We start from the raw sequence: 22,292 nt of genomic DNA, 5'->3' as shown, positions 1-22,292 counted from the left end.
TCTATTAAGCCGGGTTGTGATCAATCACGGTGTCCTTGTTGCGGGCAAACTCATCAAATGGGAAATCATCCACTGTAAGCATTTCCAGAACAACCGCTTCATACTCAGCCATAAAATCGGCTTCTTCCTTGGTATAGACGCCTGCCTCCAGTGCCGCTTCAAAGCGCTGTTCCGGATGCAGGGCCGTCATGGGCAGCTCACCTTTGGCGTAGGCCTTGCCGGCTTTACGATACAGCTGTTCGGCTTTGTCGTAGTCTTTCAGCAAACTATTGTACGTTGCCACCGGGTTCTCAACCGAACCTTCACCTTCGGTTGTCCAGGTGCTGGCAAGTAGCTTGTGACGGATAGGGGTATCGGTAGAGATAAACCGAGCCAGCTTACGGGCCTGATCGTCATGGGGGTTACCCCAACGGCGACCCAGAGGCAATGTAATCCCTCGCAGAACCACCGCCACTGCACGGTCAGGAAGATTTCGAAGAAACCCATCCAGCGCTTCTTCAGTGCGATGTAACAGCAAGCCAAGACTGTACTGCATCACTTCTTTTTCGCCTTCCACCGGCTGGGTTTCGTGCCAGTTTTTAAGAACCATGGAGGCCAGGTACAGGTTAGACAGCATGTCGCCAAGGCGCGCAGAAATCAGCTCGCGCATTTTTAGCTCGCTGCCAAGCGTTGTCATGGCTGCATCCGAGCACAAACCAAAGGCCGCACTAAAGCGGGAAACCGCCTGAGCGTATCTACGGCTAGCACTGTCGAACGGAACATCCGCACGGCCAAGGCTAAGCGCCTGAGTAAAGGCCCGGGCAGCGTTGCCGAAAATCAGGCCAGCATGGCTAAAGAAGGCATCATCGAACGCATTGATATCATCGTTATCCTTGGCCGCCAGCTCTTTGAGCACGTACGGATGACAACGAATAGCCCCTTGCCCGAAGATCATCAGGCTGCGAGTCATGATGTTTGCGCCTTCCACCGTAATCGATACCGCTGCGCCGCTGTAACCAATACCCAGGTAGTTGCGGGGACCAAGTGTGACCGTTTTACCACCGTGAACATCCATGGCATCCGTTAGGATCTCGCGCTGGAATTCAGTCAGGTGGTACTTGAGTATCGCCGAAGGCACAGCTGGCTTTTCGCCTTTATCAATCATGTTGGCTGTGTGGTTAACGGCCGACTGAGCAATGTAGGTTTTCGCAGCAATGCGAGCCAAAGGCTCTTGCACGCCTTCCATGTCTGCCACTGGGCTATTGAACTGGCGACGGATTCGGGTAAACCCACCCGCTGTACCAACAGCGGCGGCGGCGCCACCGGCAGCACCCGAAGGCAAGGTGATGCAGCGCCCTACAGAGAGGCACTCAACCAACATGCGCCAGCCTTGGCCGGCCATTTCCATGCCACCAATAATGTAATCCAGTGGTATGAAGACGTCTTTACCAATAATTGGGCCATTCAGGAAAGGACTGCCTATAGGGCAGTGGCGGCGACCAATTTCCATGCCTTCCGTGTCACGGGGTATCAGCGCACAGGTAATGCCGTAATCTTTCGTATCGCCAACTAGGCCGTCAGGGTCGAACATGCGGAACGCCAGGCCAACAACCGTCGCTATGGGCGCAAGCGTAATCCAACGCTTTTCAAAATCCAGTTTAATACCGATCACTTCCTTGCCGTCTATTTCCCGCTTACACACGATGCCGGCATCCGGCAGTGATGTAGCATCTGAACCCGCACGGGGACCCGTCAGGCCAAAGCAAGGAATTTCCCGGCCATCGGCTAGGCGCGGTAGGTAATGGTTTTTCTGTTCGTCAGTGCCGTACTTAAGCAATAACTCACCAGGCCCAAGAGAGTTAGGCACGCCAACGGAAACCATCAGCATTTCATTGGCGGCAATTTTCTGCAATACCGCCGTCTGCGCCTTGGCAGAGAACCCCAGACCGCCGTACTCTTTGGGGATAATCATCCCGAAGAACTTCTCTTTCTTGAGGAAATCCCAAAGCTCTTTTGGAAGGTCGGCCCGCTCTACGGCAATATCCCAAGCATCACACATGGAGATAGCCTGAACACACTGGCCATCTACAAAAGCCTGCTCTTCGTCGCTTAACCCAGTGTGGCGGTTAATCAGCAGGTTGTGCCAATCTGGCTGCCCGGTAAACAGCTCGCCGTCCCAACCTACGGTGCCGGCTTCGAGGGCAACCTTTTCGGTCTCTGACACCTTCGGGGCAACCTTTTTAAACATGGCAAAAATGCGCGGCGTCAGCCAGCTTTGGCGAAAAGCTGGCAACCCAGCGACGGCAGTAACGGCCGCGCCGACAAAGAGAATCAGAGCCAGCCATCCAGATGCGAAGAGCATCGACAAAACGCCAACCACAACCATTACACCTATAGCCGATTTAGCACCGGCCTCGCGACGCATGACTACCAACAAGCCCACCAGCGCCACTACAAACAGAATGAAAGTCATCATAAGTTCTCTCTGTCATCCATAGTTAAAGACTAAAGCTAAAGACTAAGATTATTACGTTAAAAGCATCGTACCAGATTATCATTCGTCAGCAGGTGCCGCAGCCTCCAACGGTTAACGGCATCGCAAAATACTCACGCCGTAACAATAACCCGAATACCTTCCAGAGCCAGACTGGCATGCCCAATTGCCTCACGGGCGGCATTCAGCTGATTGCGGAAATAATCGATTTCCTCTTCCCGAATGGCTGGATTCACTTTTTTCAGAGCTTCCAGCCTACGGATTTCCGGCTCAAGGTTCGCCGCCAACTGCTCCAATGCCTTTTGCTTCATCGGCTCCAGGTGTGGCTCGGAAAGCCGTTCCACATGATCCACCATAGTTTCTACTTGCGGGCGAATTTGCGGTACAACAGCTTGGGCCGTGCGCCGACGAATGTTTGAACACAAATCGTTCAAGCGATCATGGGGCAAAGCTGCCGAGAGCTCTTTCCCGTTTACATCCACCAGTAAGCGCAAGGGTGAAACCGGCAAATAGCGGGTCAACTGCAAGGCTTCCGGCGCCGGGCAGTGCACAGTCATCACGGCTTCCATTAGCAGAGTCCCTGCTGGCAACGCCTTCACCGACAAGCTGGCCAGAGCCGCTTTGCCCAATCCAGAGCTGGTTACCGAGTCCATCACGCCGGTTACCATGGGATGCTCCCAACTCATGAAGGCGATGTCTTCACGCTCCAGTGCATGCTGACGATCCCAGGTAACGGTTACTCCGTCTTCCGGCAGCTCCGCTACGTGACCAGCCTGGTATTGCTCGCCGGGGCGCAGAATATCAGCATGATCAGAGTGGTCTTCTATATCTACCCCGAGAATGTCGAATGCTTCGACCATGTAATCACGCACCAGAACCGAACCCTCTTCCTCCTCAATGCCGGCAATCAGCGTGTCGGCTATATCGCCGCGACAGGAATTGAGCTCAATCAGCGCATCTCGACCATTCTGTAGAAGCGTTTTCAACCGGGCCGCCTCAGTGGCAGTGGTCTCAACCAGGGCTTCCAGCACGGAAAGCTCGCCTTCAATCGCGCTCTGCCACTGTTCGCTAACCTTCTCCTGCACCGCCACACCGACTGCGCAGCTTTCAGCAAATGCATTCAGACCTTCATGGAACCAGCGATACTGCACCTCTTGCGAGGAGCTCTGAAGATAGGGAATATGGATATCGATGGTTTCCGTTTGACCAATACGATCAAGACGGCCAATACGCTGCTCAAGCAGGTCAGGATTAGCTGGTAGATCAAACAGCACCAGGTGGTGAGCAAATTGAAAATTACGACCTTCACTGCCAATTTCCGAGCAAATCAGCGCCTGAGCGCCCTGCTCATCGTCGGCAAAATAGGCGGCGGCGCGGTCACGCTCCACAAGGCTCAGGTGCTCATGGAATGCAGCACTGCGGATGCCGGCCCTGAGCTGGAGGTAGTTCTCCAGCGCCATAGCGGTTTCAGCGATGGCGCAGATAACCACCACTTTGGCCGGACGCAACCCTGCCAGCTTTTTCTCAAGCCAGGCCACTCTCGGGTCGTCTGCCAACCACTGTTCATCCGGTACGGATTGTTCTGGTGCTAACCCGGGATAGCCAAACTCCTGACTCTGATACATAGCGGGGAGTGCCAGCGGCACAGGATTAACGCGGCGTTCGGGAAAACCCTGAATAGCAGCACGGGTATTACGGAACAAAACCCGCCCGGTGCCGTGGCGATCGAGCAACGCGTCGATAATGGACTGCCGCGGCGACTCGCCTTTCAGCAACTGCTGCAGTTCGTCGCCCAACCAGGCTTCCAGCGCTTTCTGGTCGTCCCCTTGAATGTCTGCATTCTCATCCTGCAGGCGCCGCACAACACTGTTAATCGCTTCGTACTGTTGCTCTTCTTCCTGAAACGTCTGTAAATCGTGAAAACGCGCCGGGTCTAACAAGCGAAGCCGGGCAAAGTGGCTGGCTACGCCCACCTGTTCCGGCGTAGCGGTCAGTAGCAACAAACCTTCACTGGCCGCAGACAGCTCTTCTACCACCTGATATTCAGGGCTGGCACTCTCAGGGCTCCAGGCCAAATGGTGGGCCTCATCCACAATCATCAGATCCCAATCGGCCTTCAGTGCATCCGTCTGGGCCTTCTTGCTGTTCACCAGAAAATCAAGACTGCACAGTACCAACTGATCGCTTTCAAACGGGTTGACGGCATCTTCGTCGCCAAATATATGGCTCATCAGGGCGTCGACATCGTCTTCGTCATCTTTCAAGGCATCGTAACGGCTCTGATCCACAATGGAGAACCGCAGGTTGAAGCGCCGGAGCATTTCCACCAGCCATTGATGAATAAGCGAATCAGGCACCACAATAAGGGCGCGACGAGCCCGCCCTGTCTGCAGCTGATAATGTAAAATAAGGCCAGCCTCAATGGTTTTACCCAGGCCCACCTCATCTGCCAAAAGCACCCGTGGCGCATAGCGTTTTGCAACTTCCTGGGCAATGTAGATTTGGTGCTGCAAGTGCTGTGTGCGGGCACCAATCAGCCCCCTAGCCGGTGAGGCGCGCAACCGATCCATGTGCTGAATAGTTGCGAAACGCAGGCGAAAAGCCCCATTTCGATCAAATTGGCCGGCAAATAGGCGCTGTTGAGGCGCAGAGAAGTTCACGGAACCGGCAAGTTTTACCTCAGATATCTGCTCAATGTTTTCATCAAGCTCTTCCCCACCACTGGCCTCGGCGTGATACAGCAATACGCCACCGAGATCCTCAACCGCACGCACGATGTATTTGGCACCCTCGAACGTCTCGATGCCCTCACCAATCTGGTACACGATGCGGGAAAGCGGCGCATTATCAATCGCGTAAGTGCGCTCTTCATCAGCGGCAGGAAATCCCAAGGTAACCCGCCGGCCGGAAATGTCTGTCACTATGCCCAAACCAAGCGCGGTATCACTGTGGCTTACCCAGCGCTGACCAATCACAAATTCCGAAGCGTCCAAAAAACCTCCAAACTCTTTAATGTCGTGTTGCGCCGTTTTCACGCACCCAATAGGCAGTCGCACCGCAGACAGCTGCGGGAACCACAATAAGATTCAGAACAGGCACCATGGCTGCCAAAGCCACCGGCAGCCCGAAACCCAATGCAGACAGCCGAGTATCGGCAAGCAGCTGGCGCAACGCCGAAAAGCTTACTTTGTGATTGTCTGCGGGATAGTCCACATACTGCAGCGCCATCATCCAGCTGTTAAACAGAAACCACAGCACCGCGGCAACCAGGTTAACCACCGGGATCAAACCGATAATAAACAAGCCAATGGCTCGCGGCAGGTAGTAGACAATCTTCTGCACTTCGCGCCAAAGCGCCCGGGGAATGTCTTTTATGATGGTAGCCCAACCACCATCCGTGCTGACGTCCTGTCCGGTGAGATGTTTTTCAGTGAGTTCCGCAAGGTAACCATAAAACGGGGAACCAATAAGATTCGCGAGGATCACAAAACCGTAAGCCAGCATGAGCAGGATCACGGCTCCGTAGAGAATCCAGAACAGCCAATCCAGCGACTGCAACCAAGCCCAGTCGGGGAGCCAGCTCATTGCGGTGGCAATCAACGCACCGAAGATCTCGCCCAGGAAATAGAACAGCAACCCGAAGAGAAGAATGTTGATCACCAGCGGAATCACTACAAATAGTCGTAAGCCAGGCTGGCATATCAGCCGAAAGCCCTCACCCAGGTAGCCCAGACCACGAAAAAAATTACCTCTGAGCATTGCCGTTTAGCCCTCCGCTTCAATGACATTGACGGGGCGCAAAGCATATCATGTTGAAAACCTTCACACAGCCAGAGAACTCTGACGGATTTCACCAATGGCAACACTGAAACACCAAGTTCGAACCCTGCTTCATTTTCAGCCGCTGTGGCGCTTTGCTCTGCTGCTGTCCGTGATTGCCATCGGCTTTCTGGCAACGACAAGCAGCGACTACCCAATTCCTTCGGCGCCCAGCGACAAAGTGAATCATTTCATCGCCTTTCTTGAGCTCACCCTTGTTGCACGACTAGCTTGGCCGAACCTCCGTACCTTCTGGTATGCGCCGGCATTGCTGGCTTTCGGGCTAGGCATTGAAGCGGTCCAGGCCAACCTGCCATACCGGGATTTTTCCCTTGCAGATGTGGCTGCTGACGGGGCCGGGATACTGGTCGGGCTTATGCCCTGGCCCGGTTTACACAAAACCAGTAAACGCAGCTTGAGAGATTCACCCAAGTCTTTGTGAGATATATCGCACAAGCCTGTGAGATCTTGCAGTGACTTTACATGTATAGCCGTTACCAGTCTCACCAGAACACCTCTAAACTATTGATATGTATAGTTCGCCGTCACCATAGCTGCCAGACACCTCGCGCAAGCGCTCAAAGTTCACAGGTTTCCGCGCGCACAGTTGATATAGTGATCTCGTCAAGGATGACAGGGAAAAGGACGATGCACTGGATGCACCCCGGCACGGACGGCAGGGAGAAGCAAGGACACAAGGATCACCAAGCTTAAGGGACAACTATTCGGATCGCTGGCTAGGAAGCCGGCACCACGGAGTGGCAAAAGGATTCGCGACACGGCTGTTGCACTCAGCGTAAGGATGCGCCGACCTGTTCCGGTAGAGGGCACCCCTAGGGTTGCCCTTTTTTTGCGCCACTTTTGCGTACACATCCTTCTGAAATCCGGGCTCACAAAGCAGGAAAACCTCATATCCGTTATACTTCCGCCTCATTATGACAAGCGGTTGAACCCTGAGATGGCAAGCAGACCCGATACCGACAATTACCTGTCCCTGTTCCTGAACGACATCCCATTAATGGATGTACGGGCACCCGTGGAGTTTGCTAAAGGCAGCTTTCCTGGCGCTGATAACGCGCCATTAATGAACGATGAAGAGCGGCACCGAATAGGCATTTGTTACAAAGACAAAGGTCAGGATGAAGCCATCCGGCTCGGTCACCACCTGGTTTCCGGCGACATAAAGGCCCAGCGCATTGAGGCTTGGAAGCGGTTTGTGGCGCGCCACCCAGAAGGCTACCTGTTCTGCTTTCGTGGAGGCTTACGATCCAGGCTGACTCAGCAGTGGATAAAAGATGCCGGCATTGATTACCCCCTCGTTCAGGGTGGCTACAAGGCTTTACGCCGGTTCCTTATTGATAGCCTTGACAACCTGATTGAATCTGGCGACTTCCACATCATCAGCGGGCGCACGGGTACGGGCAAAACCCGCGTTTTACAGCAGCTTCCCAACCCGGTAGATCTTGAAGGACTGGCCAACCACAGAGGTTCCAGCTTCGGGCGCCAGGTAACACCGCAGCCATCACAGATAGATTTCGAAAACCGTTTAGCGGTTGCCATGTTGAAAGCCCGACATTCGGTTGGCGGCCCTGTGTACCTGGAAAATGAAAGTCGCTTAGTCGGCCGCTGCGCCCTACCGGATTCTCTAAAAGAGCGCATGACACATGCACCACTGCTTGTTCTTGAGCAATCGCTGGAAGACCGCACACAGATTATCCGGGAAGACTACGTAGAAAACATGTCTGCCGATTATAGGTGCCGTGACGGCGAGGAAGCCGGCTGGCTGAATTTTCGAGACTACCTTCTTGGGGCGCTGGAGCGCATAAGCAAGCGTTTAGGCGGCGAGCGCTACAACCAATTACGTGGTTTTATGGAACAAGCGCTGGCGCAACAAGAAAGCACCGGCGATGTTCACGCCCACGATGCGTGGATTCAACCGCTTCTTCAGAACTACTACGACCCAATGTACGATTATCAACTCGGCCAGAAACAAGGGCAGATACTTGTCCGTGGAGACCCGAATACCGTAATCGGGTGGGCCAAAGAGAACACGCCTGCGTAAACACTGGGCTCGCATCAGATATACCCAAGTAGTTTTGTCTGCTATATAAAGCCTTGAATACATCCGGCTACGTCGAATCTATACTGGCGGGTTGAAAGCACCAAAAACTGAAACCTCTAAGGAGTCCCTATGGAAGATCTATTCAGCGCTGACGGACGCGCTTCGGAATACATTGATCAGGCCATTTCGCTGGTCATGACCTACGCGCCCAAGGTTTTGTTAGCCATCATCACACTGATTGTTGGATTGTGGCTGATCAATCGTCTTGTGAACTTGCTGGACTCAAAACTGGGCAAGAAAGACCCTACGCTGAACAAATTTTTATGTGGGCTGATTGGGGTTGTTCTCAAAGTGCTCCTGCTGGTCTCCGTTGCTTCCATGGTAGGCATTGCAACGACCTCCTTTGTCGCTCTTATCGGTGCGGCCGGCTTGGCTGTTGGCCTGGCCTTACAGGGTAGCCTTGGCAATTTCGCCGGCGGTGTACTGATTCTGATCTTCAAGCCGTTCAAGGTCGGCGACACCATCGAAGCTCAGGGTTACCTGGGCGCGGTAAATGAAATCAGCATCCTTTACACCATTGTTAATACCTTTGATAACCGCCGAATCGTTATCCCTAACGGCAGTTTGTCCAACGCAACGTTGGTGAACGTAAGCATCTATAGCACCCGTCGCTGCGATATGACGTTCGGCATTCGCTACGGTGACGACATCGACAAAGCCAAGGCCATATTGCAGCGCCTGATGGAAGAAGATGAGCGTTCACTGACCGAGCCAGCACCCAGAATCTGTGTGGGCAGTCTTGGCGAAAATTCCGTTAATCTGATGTTCCGTGTCTGGGTCGCCACCGACGATTTGTGGCCATACTATTGGGACATGCACGAGAGCGTTAGAAAAGCATTTGATGAAGAAGGCCTGCGTGCTCCGCTTCCGCAGCGCGATGTGAATATGCAGCAGGTTGGGCGAGAAACGACAACCGCGCAAAATGATACAACACGTTACTCGCAAACTCGGTAACCTCAGCTAAGCTGACCAGTAATGGCGGGGCAGAATACGCCCCGCCAGGATCGTCGCCGGTGCGAGACAAGCATTGAGTCAACCGCTCCGGATTGCTGTCATTGCTGGTTGGAGGCTGTCATTATGCCGGTACAGCAGTTGAAAGAGTTTCTTGAGGAAGCAAATGTTGAATACATGTGCCTCACTCACCCTCCCGCGTTTACCGCTCAAGAACTTGCTCACCACGTGAAAATTGCGGGTGACAAAGTCGTCAAGACCGTCATTATCGAACTTGATGGAAAAATGGCCATGTTGGTCATGCCGGCAACCTGGCGTGTTCGCTGGGACAGCCTTTCCCGCATTCTGGACACAGACTTTGTAGATCTTGCCGATGAGCAAGAGTTTCAGGATCGCTTCCCAGATTGCGAAGTCGGTGCAATGCCGCCCTTCGGCAACCTGTTCGGTATGACCGTTTATTGCGCAGAGCCCCTAACGGAACAACCTGAACTCGCATTTGCCGCGGGAAGCCACACCGAATCCCTGCACATGAAAACCCCCGATTTTCTAAACCTGGTTCAGCCGATGGTACTCAACCGAGGTTTCATCAGGCCCGGGGCTCAGAAGCCTGCATGGCTCGTGAAACCCCACCATCAGCACGGGGAGCCATCAGAGCAGCAGGCATCCGGCATGGTAGGTTAATGGCGCTTATACAGCCGGCTTGATCCCGGTCGCTTGTCTGTTCTTTGCCTTCGCGTAAACTGTGGGCATCAGACAGGAACCCGATATGACTCAAGCTTTTGATATTGTGATTGTCGGCGCCGGCATGGTCGGTGCCGCCCTTGCCACCGGCCTCGGGCGAGATGGCCTTAGTGTCGCGATGGTCGATCGCGCCCCAGCCCCTATGTTCAACCCGGAAACAGCCCCCGATATACGTGTGTCTGCTTTAAGCGCTGGCAGCGAACGATACCTGCAAAGCTTGGGTGCTTGGGATCACATCCTCAACATGCGTGCGACACCTTATTGCCGGCTAGCGGTGTGGGATGAAACTCGGCACCCGCTGAGCAACCTGCTGCCGCGAACCTCAAGCCAGGTGGAATTCGACGCCGCAGAGCTGAATACCACTCACCTCGGCCATATCGTTGAAAACTCGGTTACTCAGCAAGGTCTTTGGCAGGCTGCAGAAGCAGAGCCCAGCGTTACCATACTGGCCGGCAATGGCGTTTCCAGTATTACCCAGACAGATGAATTGGCAACCGTAACCCTTGAGAACAACGAGCAGCTAACCGCAGCACTGGTTATCGGCGCTGACGGTGGGCAGTCACGGGTGCGAGATATGGCGGGCATAGGCGTTACCCGGAATCAGTATGGCCAGCAGGCTATGGTGATCTCTGTGCGCTACCAAGGCGAGGTGGAAGATATCACTTGGCAGGGTTTCTACCCTTCCGGCCCCAGGGCCTTTTTGCCGTTACACAGCGCAGACCCCGACTACCCAGGTGAGAGCCGAGGGTCCCTGGTGTGGTACGACGCACCGGAGGAAATTGCCCGCCTTAAAAGCCTGAGTCACGAAGCACTGATAGTAGAAATACAGCAAGGCTTCCCTACAGAACTGCCGCATATCACCCACATTGAAGACCGCGCCAGCTTTCCCATTGCTAAGCAACACGCCAAACACTACTCTGCTGGGCGCATTGTGCTTGTAGGGGACGCTGCGCACACCATCAACCCGTTGGCTGGCCAGGGTGTGAATCTCGGTTTTCAGGATGCCCAGTGTTTGCAGACTATTCTGAAGGAAGCCCGGCGAATGGGCGAAGATCTGGCAAGCCCTTCACGGCTGGCCCGTTATGAGCAACAACGACGACCGGCGAACCGGCGCATGATGTTTGCCATGGATGCGTTCTATCACCTGTTCAGCAACCAAACCCCTCCGCTTCATCTACTCCGAAACATCGGCCTGGGAACCGCCCGCGCCTTGCCCTTTGCCCGCAACCGGGTGGCACGTTATGCCATGGGGATCGATGACGAACTACCAGCGATCATCCGGCGACTAACCGCCAGTCTTCCGGGCCTGAACCAACTTTAGATACATGAACAATCAAGCGACAAAAACAGGAATCCATTATGGCCGACACGCTTTTTACTAAAATCATCAACCGCGAAATTCCGGCGGATATCGTTTATGAAGACGACATCAGCTTGGCCTTCCGCGATATCAACCCTCAGGCACCTGTACATCTACTGATTATTCCGAAAAAGTTGATTGCCACCATCAACGACATCGAGGAAGTGGATCGCGAGTTGGCGGGCCACTTGTTCTGGGTTGCAGCCAAGCTTGCCAAAGACATGGGCTTTGCCGAAGACGGTTACCGCACCGTGATGAACTGCGGTGAGAACTCTGGCCAGACGGTGTTCCACATCCATCTTCACCTACTGGCGGGCAAACCACTGGGCTGGCCGCCATATACCGACAAAATGAAGCAGGCCTAAAGGGATGCAGTGGGGCCTAGCGCCCCACAACTCGTTCCGCTTCTTCCATGGATGTGTGGCGAACGTCTTCACCCTTAACCATGAAGATCACGTTCTCGGCAATGTTGCAGGCGTGATCCCCTACCCGTTCCAGCGCCCGTAGAACCCACATCACCGACATACAGCGTGAAATATTGCGGGCGTCTTCCATCATGAAGGTCAGCAGGGTTCGGGCCGCAGCCTGATACTCTTCATCCACTCGCTTATCTTCTTTCAATACCCGCAGAGCCTGCTCTGAATCCAACCTGGCAAAAGCGTCCAGTGAATCACGAAGCATTCCCTTCACATGGGCACCGATATGGCGCACCTCCCCATAGCCTTGGGGCGACTGTCCTTCCTCAGAGAGTTTAATCGCAAACTTGGCGATTTTCTTGGCTTCATCCCCCACCCGCTCCAAATCCGCAACCATTCGGATCACCGAGATAACCAGCCGCAAATCCCGAGCCGTTGGCTGGCGACGGGCGATGATGAGCATGGCTTCTTCATCAATGTCCATCTCCATCCTATCCACCAGCTTATCCTTGCCTCGGATGTCTTCCGCTAAAGGGGTATCGCCTTCCATCAGAGCCACAACGGCGCTATCGATCTGAGTTTCCACCAAACCACCCATTTTCAGAAAACGGGTTTTCAGGGCCAGAAGCTCATCGTTGAATCTATTGGAGATATGATCCCCATAAACGTCATCTTTTTTCGCAACCATACCAAGTTCCTCTCTTGTTCTGCGCTACCGGATCATCCGAAACGACCGGTGATATAGGATTCCGTCAGTTCGTGTTCCGGCGTAGTAAACACCTTGCTGGTGTCGTTTACTTCCACAAGGTGGCCTAAGTGGAAGTAGGCGGTGCGGTTAGAAACCCGCGCGGCCTGTTGCATGGAGTGGGTCACGATCACAATGGTGTAGTTCTCGGACAACTCGGCAATCAACTCTTCAATTCTGGCAGTGGCGATGGGGTCCAGCGCTGAACAAGGCTCATCCATCAGCACCACTTCTGGGCCAACGGCTATGGCTCTGGCGATGCACAACCGCTGTTGCTGGCCACCAGACATGCCAGTTGCCATGGCATCCAGGCGATCCTTCACCTCATTCCACAGGCCCGCTTTGCGCAAGCTGTTCTCTACAATGTTGTCCAGCTCCGACTTACGATTAGCCAGGCCATGAATGCGCGGGCCATAGGCAACGTTATCGTAGATCGACTTGGGGAACGGGTTGGGCTTCTGGAACACCATGCCTACACGGGCACGCAGCTCCACCACATCTCGCCTGGATTCGTAGATATCCTGGCCATCTAGCTGCAGCGAGCCTTTAATCCGGCAAGTCTCAATACTGTCGTTCATGCGGTTCAGACAGCGCAGAAAGGTAGATTTGCCGCAACCGGATGGCCCGATAAACGCAATCACTTCGTTGCGGGCAATATCCAGACTGATGTTCTTGATGGCCTGGGTTTCACCGTAAAACACTTCCACATCCCGTAGTTTGAATTTGGGATCGTCCGAGAAGGGAATGCCGACGGTTTTCCCTTCTTCAATCATGGTTTCTGCTGGATTCATACTCGTGCTCATAGGTGTTGTCTCTTTACCACCGGCGCTCAAGACGCTTACGCAGCCAGATGGCGAATGCATTCATAGTGATCAGGAAGGCAAGCAGAACCATGATGCCGGCGGAGGCCAACTCCACGAAGCCCTGCTCGGCGCTACCGGCCCAGATGAAAATTTGTACGGGCAATACGGTGGCTGAACTGAAAAACCCCTCGGGAATTTCCACAATAAACGCTACCATGCCGATCAGTAACAAAGGCGCGGTTTCACCCAGCGCTTGAGCCATACCAATAATGGAACCGGTCAACATACCGGGCATGGCTAGGGGCAGCACATGGTGCAACACCACCTGCATTTTCGACGCGCCTATGCCCTCCGCGGCCTCGCGAATTGAGGGCGGCACGCTTTTGATCGCAGCCCGACTTGAGATAATGATGGTGGGTAGCGTCATCAGCGCCAGGACCAGGCCGCCTACCACGGGCACCGATCTGGGCATACCAAACAAGCCGATAAACACCGCCAGCCCTAGCAACCCGAAAATAATGGAGGGTACGGCAGCCAGGTTGTTAATGTTGACCTCGATAAAGTCCGTAAGCCGGTTACTGGGTGCAAACTCCTCAAGATATACAGCTGCTGAAACGCCTACCGGGAAGGCGATAACCAGCGTAATGCCCATGGTCAACAAGGACCCGATCAAAGCCCCAAGAATGCCCGCGTTAGACGGCTCTCTTGAATCACCCCGGCTAAAAAACACATCGTTGTACCCGGTATCGATAACACCTTTGCTGCGTAGCTCGTCTGTCCAGCGCTGTTGCTGTTCGGTCAAACGTATGGAATACCCCGAATCACCCGCATGTTTTACATAAACCGACACCGTATCGTGAGCTGGGAACTCCATGGTTTGGGTGGTGCCCAGCAAATCCGGGTTCTCTTTCAGCAGGTCGCGCACCTGGTTGCTGGCGTAGCTGCCTGTCATCCGGCTGAGCTCCCGCCTATCCGCACGGCTTGTGGCTTGGGGGAAATACCCTTGCAAAGCTTTGATCAAGGGCGCTTGAAAATCCGCCATAGCTATCTGATCCGGATCAAAGGCATCGTTCAGGTACATCAGCTCTCCATCCAAATGAACCTCTAGGGTCACGGTGGTTTTGATGAAGCCGGTATAGCCCTTACTAATAATGTCCGTGAACAGAGCCATCAGTGAAAACAAAGCAATCGCGATGGCGGCTACGCCATAACACCGGAACCGGCGTTCTTTACGGTAGCGGCGCTTGAGCGATCGGCGGACAAGCTCCGCCTGTGAGCTTGGGTTAGTCATATTGTTCCCTGTATTTGCGCACCACCTTCAGTGCAATCACGTTCAGCAGCAGCGTTACGATGAACAGCATCATGCCGAGTGCAAATGCGGCCAGTGTCTTGGCGCTATCAAACTCCTGGTCACCGGTTAGCAGGCTGACAATCTGCACCGTTACGGTCGTTACCGAATCCAACGGATTGGCCGTTAGGTTTGCGGCCAGCCCGGCAGCCATGACCACTATCATGGTTTCGCCGATCGCACGGGATGCCGCCAGCAGAATACCGCCCATAATGCCAGGCAGCGCTGCCGGGAAAATCACGTTCTTCATGGTTTCAGACTGGGTTGCCCCCAGTGCCAGGGAGCCATCCCGAAGGGTTCGCGGAACCGCGTTGATCACATCGTCAGACAGTGATGACACAAACGGAATAATCATAATGCCCATCACCAACCCCGCCGCCAGCGCACTCTGGGAGGAGGCCTCAAGCCCCAGCGCCAAAGCCAGATCACGGATAAAAGGCGCCACCGTGAGCGCTGCAAAAAAGCCGTAAACCACAGTGGGCACGCCTGCCAGCATCTCCAGCAGAGGCTTAACCACCGCGCGAACCGGCCGGCTGGCGTATTCGGAGAGATACACCGCCGACAGCAGGCCAACCGGCACGGCGATCAACAAGGCAATGGCGGAAATCATCAGGGTACCCGTGAACAGCGGAATAACGCCGAACGCGCCCTCTGAACCTATCTGATCCGCACGCAAAGCGGTTTGAGGGCTCCAACTGGTACCAAACAAAAACTCGCTGACCGGCACCTTGCCAAAAAATCGGAAGGTTTCGAAAATAACGGAAAAAACAATGCCAATGGTGGTAAGAATCGCCACGGCGGCGCACACAAAAAACAGTCTCTGAAGCGTACGCTCAACGCTCTTGCGAGCATTGATGTGCGGCGCGACCCGTGTCCAGGCGAAAGCACCACCCAGAACGGCTAACAGAATCACCAACAGGGTTTTGAATTGGCTGCTTTGCGCGCGCAGTTCCTGCAGCAGTGTTGCTGCGCCGGAAATCCCATCCGGAACCATGGCTGGGTTCAGCTTGCCGGCAGCCAGGTTACTGATCTGGGAAAGCGTCAAGCTGGCGTGCCCTTCCGATTGAGGTGCCAGCTCTGCGGGTAGAGAGGCCATCACTATGTCTTGAATAACCTTGCCCTCAAAGGCAGCCCAAGCACCCAGAATGACCAGCGCCGGGATTGCACACCAAAGCGCAGCCCTGGCGGCATAGTATGCCGGCAGGGCCTTGAGGTTACGAATACCACCCAGAGGTGTCGCCACAGCGCGGGAACGCATATAAGCGAACCCGTAAGCCACTGCGGCAAGCACCAAAACCAGGGGCAATAAATCAGCTGTCTGCATGGCTATCTACCTGGCTCATGGCTGTTTTTTGGTTCATCGCCCCTGTTCCTTGCTCGTTCTGGTGTTAAAGTTCATTACCAGTCATTGATTTGAGTTCCCTAACCGCTTTCGCCGTTTCCATGCGGACATTGCGAGGGTTTGGAATCAAGCCCACATCCACCAGATAGCCATTGTCGCCCCAAGTACCTTCGGTGGTGAACTCCTCGGCATACTCCTGAATACCCGGAACCACACCTGCGTGAGCATTCTTGATATAGAAAAATAGCGAGCGGGCCACCGGATACTGCTCATCGGCAATGGTGTCTGGAGTTGGTTCTACGCCGTTAATGGTGGAAGCCTGAATCTCACCACTGTTTTCCATCAAGAAGCTGTAACCAAAAATCCCCAGCGTGTCTTTATCTTGCACTAGGCGTTGTACGATCAGGTTATCATTTTCGCCGGCCTCCACGAACGGGCCGTCTTCGCGCATGCTGTGGCACACAGACTTGTAGCGGGATTTGTCATCGCTTTTGATCTGCGCGATAAAGTCGTAGGTTTTGCAGCCCCCTTCCATGGCAATTTCCACAAAAGCATCACGGGTGCCGGAGGTTGGCGGCGGCCCCATCACGCGGATGGCCTTGTTAGGTAGGCTGGCGTCTACATCACTCCATTTCTGATATGGATTTGGGACCAGCTTTTCGCCACCTTTTGGGTCTGGAACGTCCTTGGCAAGGGCGAGAAATACCTGTTTCAGTGTTAAATCCAGTTTCTCGGCGTCCTTTGAGTTCGCGATCACAATGCCGTCAGCGCCAATTTTTACTTCGGTAATGGCTTCTACACCATTGCGCTGGCACATCTCAAACTCACTTGATTTCATCCGGCGCGACGCGTTGGTAATGTCCGGGTGTTGGGTGCCAATGCCGGCACAAAACAGCTTGAAACCGCCACCAGAGCCGGTTGATTCCAGCTTGGGTGTGGGGAAATCGGTGTTGCGGCCAAAGCGCTCGGCAACAACGGTGGCGAAAGGATAAACAGTCGACGATCCCACAACATTTACGGTGTCGCGGGCCATGGCTGGGGCGGAAACCATAGATAACCCGCCGGTCAGAGCAACGATAGCAAGAGCTGTATTCGGTTTAATCACGTTGAATCTCCATCAGTCACTTAGTTTGTGTACAGCACCGGTTTACTGATGAATGAAGACTAGAGCTTCTGTGTGACAGCTTTGTTACACCACCTGAAATATTGAACAGAAGCTGCAAATAAGCTTGCAGCCGTGTGATAGGCCGTTAACATGCTAAGAAAATAATTCCAGAGACTAAGAAAGGCGATGTTCATGACGGCGTACGATGACGACAAACCCAAACCCAGAGGCGATCTAACCATTCAGATCGTACCCCTGCCCCAAGACACCAACGCCAATGGCGACGTGTTCGCTGGCTGGCTGGTCAAACAAATGGATATCGCCGCTGCTACCGTGGCTGGGCGTATTTCGCTGGGCCGCAACGCGACGGTAGCCATGGACGGGATGGAGTTTCTCTCACCGTTGCGAGTTGGATCCCAAGTCGGTTGTTACTGCGAGCTGGTGGACATCGGCCGCAGCTCCATGAAGATCAAGGTGGAAGTGTGGACTCTTGATCGCACCTCTAAACATCCGCGCAAGGTGACCGAAGGCCGTTTTGTGTACGTCGCCATTGATGAACAAGGCCGCATCCGGGAAGTACCGGAGCAAACACTCTAGCTAACCTGCTCAAGAAAAACAGGCTCGTCGGGTCTCATTGCTCGGAATGATCAGGGCTTTGCGTGGCCTCGATGAGCTCGTCAAACAGCGTACGGTACTGCTCCGCCAATATCGACGCTCTCCAGGCATCCGGTCGACACTGGCTGGGCGGCTTCTCCAGAATCCGTTGCAAGCAGCTGGCAGCCGCTTCTGCTTCCGCGCCAGCGTCTTTCTCATGGCTTTCATAACGACAGCTTTCAGGCACGTATTCACGGTACGCCAGCCGGTCTGGCGCCAGAGGAATGCACCCGGACGCCATAGCTTCCAGCATCGACAACCCCTGAAAATCATGAAGTGCGGTTGATAGAACAATATCTGCCTTGCGCAGTAGTTGGTCGTACTCAGCCCGACTTTCCTGAAAGCCCCAGAATTCTATGCGATGACTGAACCGTGTCGCTATCTGATCAAACGACTCCGGATAATTACGGAAACCTTCTCCAACCACGCTCAGCCGATATGGCTGCTGTCGATTTTCCAGTTTTTCCAGAAAACTGAGCAGCCTGTCCGGCGCTTTATCGTACTCCCAGCGGTGGTTCCAAAGGAGGTGTGGGCAACCTCGATTCAAGTTGCTTGAGGCCCCCACAAACAAATGGTCTTCGATAGGCACCGGCAGCACTGTGGATTTATGCCGAAGGCTTTCAATCAGTCCTCCCGGTACCGCATCCGGCATTTTATTCAAAAACGTCTCAACACCCTGCAAAAAGCTGTCTCGATTCCAGGCACTGTTGAATACCACACAGTCTGCGGCAAAAGCGCTGTACAGATTTACCATCTGGGGCTCAACGCGCCCCGTCTGCTGTTTGCTTACCGGAAAGGCAAACTGGTTCTCGTGCATGTATAGCAAGCAAGGCGTGTTCGCCAGTTGTGGGTGCAAGCCGCGCAAGGTTGCGAGATCCACCATAGACGTGGCGATGATCAGGTCCCAGGGATCCTGAAAACAGGCCTCGTTTAGCCAACTCAGTGCGTTACCGCGGATACGCCACTGAAAGTACCTGGGTGCCAATGCCAATGTATGCCAGTGGTATTCCGGCAACAGGGTTGTGAGCTGCTCCCGCCAGCGCTTGTGGCTGGCGGCATCGTATGCCGACAGCAGCAGAAGGCGTGGTTTGATGCTCACCAAGGCAATTCTTCCCCATTGCTGTGCCAGAAAGAGCCGGTATTCTCCAGGCTAAGCTGGGCAATACGCTCCGCAAGACCACGGGCGGAGTCTTGCGGGGTAATCAGACCACCAAAATTCACCATCCGTGTTTTCACATAACCAGGGTGCAACTGAGCCACAGCAATACCCTTGGGCTGCAAGTCTATCGCCAGTGACTTGCCAAAGGCGTTCAACGCCGCTTTGGAGGCGCGATAGCCATAGCGACCACCGGAATCGTTGTCAGCAATGGAACCCATGCGACTGGTGATGTTAGCGATTTTTCTGCCCTGCTCTATCAGCGGAATGAGCGCCTCGGCCACGCGCAATGGGGCGTAGGCGTTAATTTCCATCTGAGTACGGATGGAATCAAAATCAATGCTGCCAAGCGGCTCATCCTGCAGCAAGCCGGCGTTGTTGATCAGCAGGCTGATGCGTTTGCCCGCCAAACTGGCCCTCAGTTTTTCTATACCCGCACTGATGGTGACATCTATTTCGTCGATCACTTGAGCGGCCAGGCCGGATTTGCCTGCCTGTGGGGAAGCATCAGCGACAATAGCGCCGCCATGGCCACCAATCCCGCAGAAATCCACAAACAAGCCTCCAAGCCGTAACCCTGATAAACCCAACCCGAGAGGAGCGTGCCAAGAAGCCGGCCGGCGGCGTTGGACATATAGTAGAAACCCACATCCAGAGACACACCCTCACCCCGGGCATAGCTGATAATCAGGTAACTGTGCAAGGAGGAATTGATCGCAAACAGCACACCGAATAATAGCAAACCACCGATAACTACGTAGTGGGGCGACCAACCCATCATAAGACCCGCGGCAATCGCCGCAGGAACCAGCGCCAGGGCAGCGGCCCAGAGCACTGCCGGCCTCCTGTTCTCCATGTTGCCAGTGATTCGTGGCGCAAGAGTTTGAACAAAGCCATAACCAATCACCCAGGCGGCCATAAACCCGCCCACCTTCCAGAAATCCCAACCAAACACCGTGTGCAGATATACCGGCAAAGCCACCACAAACCAGATATCCCGGGCACCAAACAGGAACATCCGCGCCGCAGACAACACGTTGATGGCACGGCTTTTAGACAGAATCTCACTGAACTTCGGTTTGGCTTTGCCCTTGCCCAGCGCCTGCTTGAGCAGGAACAGACTAACCAACCAGACCAGGCCCAAAGCCACGGCCATGATGACCACCGCGCCGGTGAACCCAACGGCCATCAGCAACACGCCGCCCAAAAAAAACCCGACGCCTTTCAGAGTGTTCTTTGAGCCAGTGAGGATAGCTACCCACTTGTATAGCCGGTCCTGCTCGCCATCCGGTACCAGAAGCTTAATGCCGCTTTTCGCTGACATCTTGTTCAGGTCTTTGGCAATACCCGACAGTGCCTGAGCGGCCATCACCCAGGGCACTGTCAGCATTACAGCTGGCACCGCCAACATTCCCAGTGCCAGAATCTGCAAGAACAAACCCAGATTCATGGTGCGATTGAGCCCGATTCGCGCACCGAGATATCCACCCACCAGATTGGTCACCACCCCGAAAAATTCATAGAAAATGAACAACAAGGCAATTTCCAGAGGCGAGTACCCCAGCTGATGGAAATGCAAAACCACCAGCATTCGCAGAGCCCCGTCCGTTAGGGTAAAGGCCCAGTAATTACCGGTGATCACCAGGTACTGGCGGATGGAGGCAGTCATATCAGGCAGCACCTACCTTACGAACCAGCTCGGCAGTGCGGTTGGCATAGCCCCATTCGTTGTCGTACCAGGCGTAGATTTTCACCTGGGTGCCGTTAACCACCAGAGTGGAAAGCGCATCCACAATGGATGAGCGCGGGTCGGTTTTGTAGTCGATAGACACCAGTGGACGCTCTTCGTAGCCCAGAATATCCTTCAATTCGCCCTCGGCGGCCTCTTTCAACAACCGGTTCACGGTGTCGCGGTCCGTTGGCGCCTCCACTTCAAACACACAGTCGGTCAGCGAGGCGTTGGTTAAGGGTACCCGTACGGCGTGACCATCCAACCGCCCTTTCAGCTCCGGGAAGATCTCGATAATCGCCGTAGCAGAGCCTGTACTGGTGGGAATCAGCGAACTGCCACAGGCGCGAGCCCGGCGCAGATCCTTGTGGGGCGCGTCGAGAATGGTCTGAGTATTGGTGAGGCTGTGGATGGTTGTGATCGAGCCGTGTTTGATGCCGAGCTTTTCATGGATCACCTTTACAACAGGCGCCAGGCAATTGGTGGTGCAGGAAGCAGCGGTAACAATGCGATCATTGGCCGGATCGAAAATATGCTCATTTACCCCCAAGACAATGTTCTTGGCGCCGGCTTCCTTCACTGGGGCCGTCACCACTACTCGTTTCACACCCTGATCCAGATAACCCTGCAGCACTTTCACGGTTTTGTTGGCGCCGCTGGCCTCGATGACCAGATCACAGCCAGACCAATCCGTGTCGCCGATGGCCTTGTTGTGGGTGACGGCGATGGGCTTGCCTGCAATGACTAACTCATCACCACTGGTTTTAGCCTCACAGCTCCAGCGGCCGTGAACACTGTCGAAGTTCAGCAGATGTGCCAGCGTGTGGGTATCTGCCCCCGGATCGTTAATAGCAACAAATTCCAGTTCCGGCCAGCCCCAGGCTGCCCGCAGAGCCAGGCGTCCGATGCGACCAAATCCGTTAATGCCTACTTTGATCTTATTCATGGTGATCTCCTTGCGAGATTCGCAGCTTGTGTGCCCGGTAGGTGATCAGGGGCACTGCACAACCGGGCGTTCAGCCATGGCCTGCAATTGCGCCAAGGGCTGTTCGATAAGTGCCTCATTATTCTGTGCGGTTTCATCCAGAACCCGCGACACCCAAGCTGGTAGCCGGGGGTTCAGGTAGTAATAGACCCATTGGCCGCGACGCTCTGTTTCCACCAGCCCTAAATCCCGCAGGATGGCCAGGTGGCGGCTGACTTTCGGCTGAGACACGTCAAAAGCTTCGGTCAGTTCACACACGCACAGCTTGCCTTGGCCCCGAATCAACAACAGGGCCGCCAGCCGCAATTCATCACTCAGGGCCTTGAAAATGGCCACCGGTTTGTAATCTGTGGGTTTCATGCCAGCTTCCTTTTGCACAGAGTTCTGCTTTCCATCGTATCTTCCAATGTTCACACCACTGTATATTCGATTTGCCATATATGTATTTTTAGCGATAATAGGCAAGGAAAGTGACAAAGTAAAGACACCGGTGTTTTTCAAGATAGATGGCACTGTTTCTGTGCTCAAGCGGCGTCTTTTTCT

Annotated in this window: 20 protein-coding genes; 7 read left to right on the top strand and 13 right to left on the bottom strand. The window is 54.3% G+C overall.

The genetic code is table 11. The features are described from left to right. Positions 1-4: 4 nt before the first annotated feature. From ACTH3S_RS03360 to cysZ, 3 genes are all read right to left on the bottom strand, one after another. Positions 5-2,455 (bottom strand): acyl-CoA dehydrogenase, encoded by a 2,451-nt coding sequence (locus ACTH3S_RS03360; RefSeq protein WP_441807608.1) that lies wholly within the window; start codon positions 2,453-2,455, stop codon positions 5-7. Positions 2,456-2,586: 131 nt separating this feature from the next. Continuing rightward, the gene (rapA, locus tag ACTH3S_RS03355; protein ID WP_441807607.1) at positions 2,587-5,466 is read right to left on the bottom strand and encodes an RNA polymerase-associated protein RapA; all 2,880 of its coding nucleotides are present in this window, start codon (positions 5,464-5,466) and stop codon (positions 2,587-2,589) included. Between the two features lie 16 nt (positions 5,467-5,482). Further along, positions 5,483-6,232 carry a sulfate transporter CysZ gene (cysZ, locus tag ACTH3S_RS03350; RefSeq protein ID WP_441807606.1) on the bottom strand — a complete coding sequence of 250 codons (750 nt, stop codon included), beginning with the start codon at positions 6,230-6,232 and terminating at the stop codon, positions 5,483-5,485. Between the two features lie 97 nt (positions 6,233-6,329). Here cysZ and ACTH3S_RS03345 point away from each other — a divergent pair, with 97 nt between their 5' ends. The 6 genes from ACTH3S_RS03345 to ACTH3S_RS03320 all read left to right on the top strand — a co-directional run bounded on the left by ACTH3S_RS03345 (position 6,330) and on the right by ACTH3S_RS03320 (position 11,831). Further along, complete coding sequence (locus ACTH3S_RS03345) at positions 6,330-6,734, top strand: VanZ family protein (protein ID WP_441807605.1); 405 nt, start codon at positions 6,330-6,332, stop codon at positions 6,732-6,734. Between the two features lie 516 nt (positions 6,735-7,250). After that, a complete protein-coding gene (mnmH, locus tag ACTH3S_RS03340) occupies positions 7,251-8,354 on the top strand; it encodes a tRNA 2-selenouridine(34) synthase MnmH (protein ID WP_441807604.1) in 1,104 nt (367 codons plus the stop codon). A 129-nt stretch (positions 8,355-8,483) separates the two neighbouring features. Continuing rightward, positions 8,484-9,368 carry a mechanosensitive ion channel family protein gene (locus tag ACTH3S_RS03335; RefSeq protein WP_441807603.1) on the top strand — a complete coding sequence of 295 codons (885 nt, stop codon included), beginning with the start codon at positions 8,484-8,486 and terminating at the stop codon, positions 9,366-9,368. A 123-nt stretch (positions 9,369-9,491) separates the two neighbouring features. After that, positions 9,492-10,046, top strand: coding sequence for an aminoacyl-tRNA deacylase (locus tag ACTH3S_RS03330; protein ID WP_441807602.1), 555 nt, complete (start codon positions 9,492-9,494; stop codon positions 10,044-10,046). An 85-nt stretch (positions 10,047-10,131) separates the two neighbouring features. Then, positions 10,132-11,427 carry an FAD-dependent monooxygenase gene (locus ACTH3S_RS03325; RefSeq protein WP_441807601.1) on the top strand — a complete coding sequence of 432 codons (1,296 nt, stop codon included), beginning with the start codon at positions 10,132-10,134 and terminating at the stop codon, positions 11,425-11,427. 38 nt (positions 11,428-11,465) lie between these two features. Then, positions 11,466-11,831 (top strand): histidine triad nucleotide-binding protein, encoded by a 366-nt coding sequence (locus tag ACTH3S_RS03320; RefSeq protein ID WP_441807600.1) that lies wholly within the window; start codon positions 11,466-11,468, stop codon positions 11,829-11,831. Between the two features lie 16 nt (positions 11,832-11,847). Here the strand turns inward: ACTH3S_RS03320 and phoU are convergent, their stop codons facing one another. The 5 genes from phoU to ACTH3S_RS03295 all read right to left on the bottom strand — a co-directional run bounded on the left by phoU (position 11,848) and on the right by ACTH3S_RS03295 (position 17,171). After that, positions 11,848-12,570 carry a phosphate signaling complex protein PhoU gene (gene phoU / locus ACTH3S_RS03315; protein ID WP_441807599.1) on the bottom strand — a complete coding sequence of 241 codons (723 nt, stop codon included), beginning with the start codon at positions 12,568-12,570 and terminating at the stop codon, positions 11,848-11,850. A gap of 32 nt (positions 12,571-12,602) precedes the next feature. Then, complete coding sequence (gene pstB, locus ACTH3S_RS03310) at positions 12,603-13,430, bottom strand: phosphate ABC transporter ATP-binding protein PstB (protein ID WP_441807598.1); 828 nt, start codon at positions 13,428-13,430, stop codon at positions 12,603-12,605. A gap of 13 nt (positions 13,431-13,443) precedes the next feature. Beyond that, positions 13,444-14,721, bottom strand: a complete 1,278-nt coding sequence (pstA, locus tag ACTH3S_RS03305) for a phosphate ABC transporter permease PstA (protein WP_441807597.1) — start codon at positions 14,719-14,721, stop codon at positions 13,444-13,446. After that, positions 14,714-16,102 (bottom strand): phosphate ABC transporter permease subunit PstC, encoded by a 1,389-nt coding sequence (gene pstC / locus ACTH3S_RS03300; protein WP_441807596.1) that lies wholly within the window; start codon positions 16,100-16,102, stop codon positions 14,714-14,716. Before pstC ends, pstA begins: the two co-directional genes overlap by 8 nt. 64 nt (positions 16,103-16,166) lie before the next feature. Then, positions 16,167-17,171 (bottom strand): substrate-binding domain-containing protein, encoded by a 1,005-nt coding sequence (locus ACTH3S_RS03295; RefSeq protein ID WP_441807651.1) that lies wholly within the window; start codon positions 17,169-17,171, stop codon positions 16,167-16,169. Between the two features lie 246 nt (positions 17,172-17,417). Between ACTH3S_RS03295 and ACTH3S_RS03290 the strand changes: the two genes are divergently transcribed. Then, complete coding sequence (locus tag ACTH3S_RS03290; RefSeq protein ID WP_441807595.1) at positions 17,418-17,822, top strand: acyl-CoA thioesterase; 405 nt, start codon at positions 17,418-17,420, stop codon at positions 17,820-17,822. Between the two features lie 34 nt (positions 17,823-17,856). Here ACTH3S_RS03290 and ACTH3S_RS03285 read toward each other — a convergent pair whose 3' ends face one another. From ACTH3S_RS03285 to ACTH3S_RS03265, 5 genes are read right to left on the bottom strand one after another with little or no spacing between them, the layout of a single operon-like run. Continuing rightward, entirely contained in the window at positions 17,857-18,978 is a 1,122-nt protein-coding gene (locus tag ACTH3S_RS03285; protein ID WP_441807594.1) for a tRNA-queuosine alpha-mannosyltransferase domain-containing protein, read from the bottom strand. Beyond that, the gene (locus tag ACTH3S_RS03280) at positions 18,975-19,595 is read right to left on the bottom strand and encodes an SDR family oxidoreductase (RefSeq protein WP_441807593.1); all 621 of its coding nucleotides are present in this window, start codon (positions 19,593-19,595) and stop codon (positions 18,975-18,977) included. The genes ACTH3S_RS03285 and ACTH3S_RS03280 overlap by 4 nt, the downstream gene beginning before the upstream one ends. Next, entirely contained in the window at positions 19,499-20,704 is a 1,206-nt protein-coding gene (gene arsJ / locus ACTH3S_RS03275) for an organoarsenical effux MFS transporter ArsJ (protein WP_441807592.1), read from the bottom strand. Before arsJ ends, ACTH3S_RS03280 begins: the two co-directional genes overlap by 97 nt. A 1-nt stretch (position 20,705) precedes the next feature. Continuing rightward, positions 20,706-21,710: an ArsJ-associated glyceraldehyde-3-phosphate dehydrogenase gene (locus ACTH3S_RS03270; protein WP_441807591.1), complete on the bottom strand. Its 1,005-nt coding sequence runs from the start codon at positions 21,708-21,710 to the stop codon at positions 20,706-20,708. 45 nt (positions 21,711-21,755) lie between these two features. Then, entirely contained in the window at positions 21,756-22,109 is a 354-nt protein-coding gene (locus ACTH3S_RS03265; RefSeq protein ID WP_441807590.1) for a metalloregulator ArsR/SmtB family transcription factor, read from the bottom strand. Between the last annotated feature and the right edge of the window lie 183 nt (positions 22,110-22,292).

The sequence above is a fragment of the Marinobacter sp. genome (genome assembly GCF_052094685.1).
Lineage (GTDB): Bacteria > Pseudomonadota > Gammaproteobacteria > Pseudomonadales > Oleiphilaceae > Marinobacter.
The sequence above is the reverse complement of the archived record's forward strand: the minus strand, read 5'-3'. Positions and strand labels throughout refer to the sequence as shown.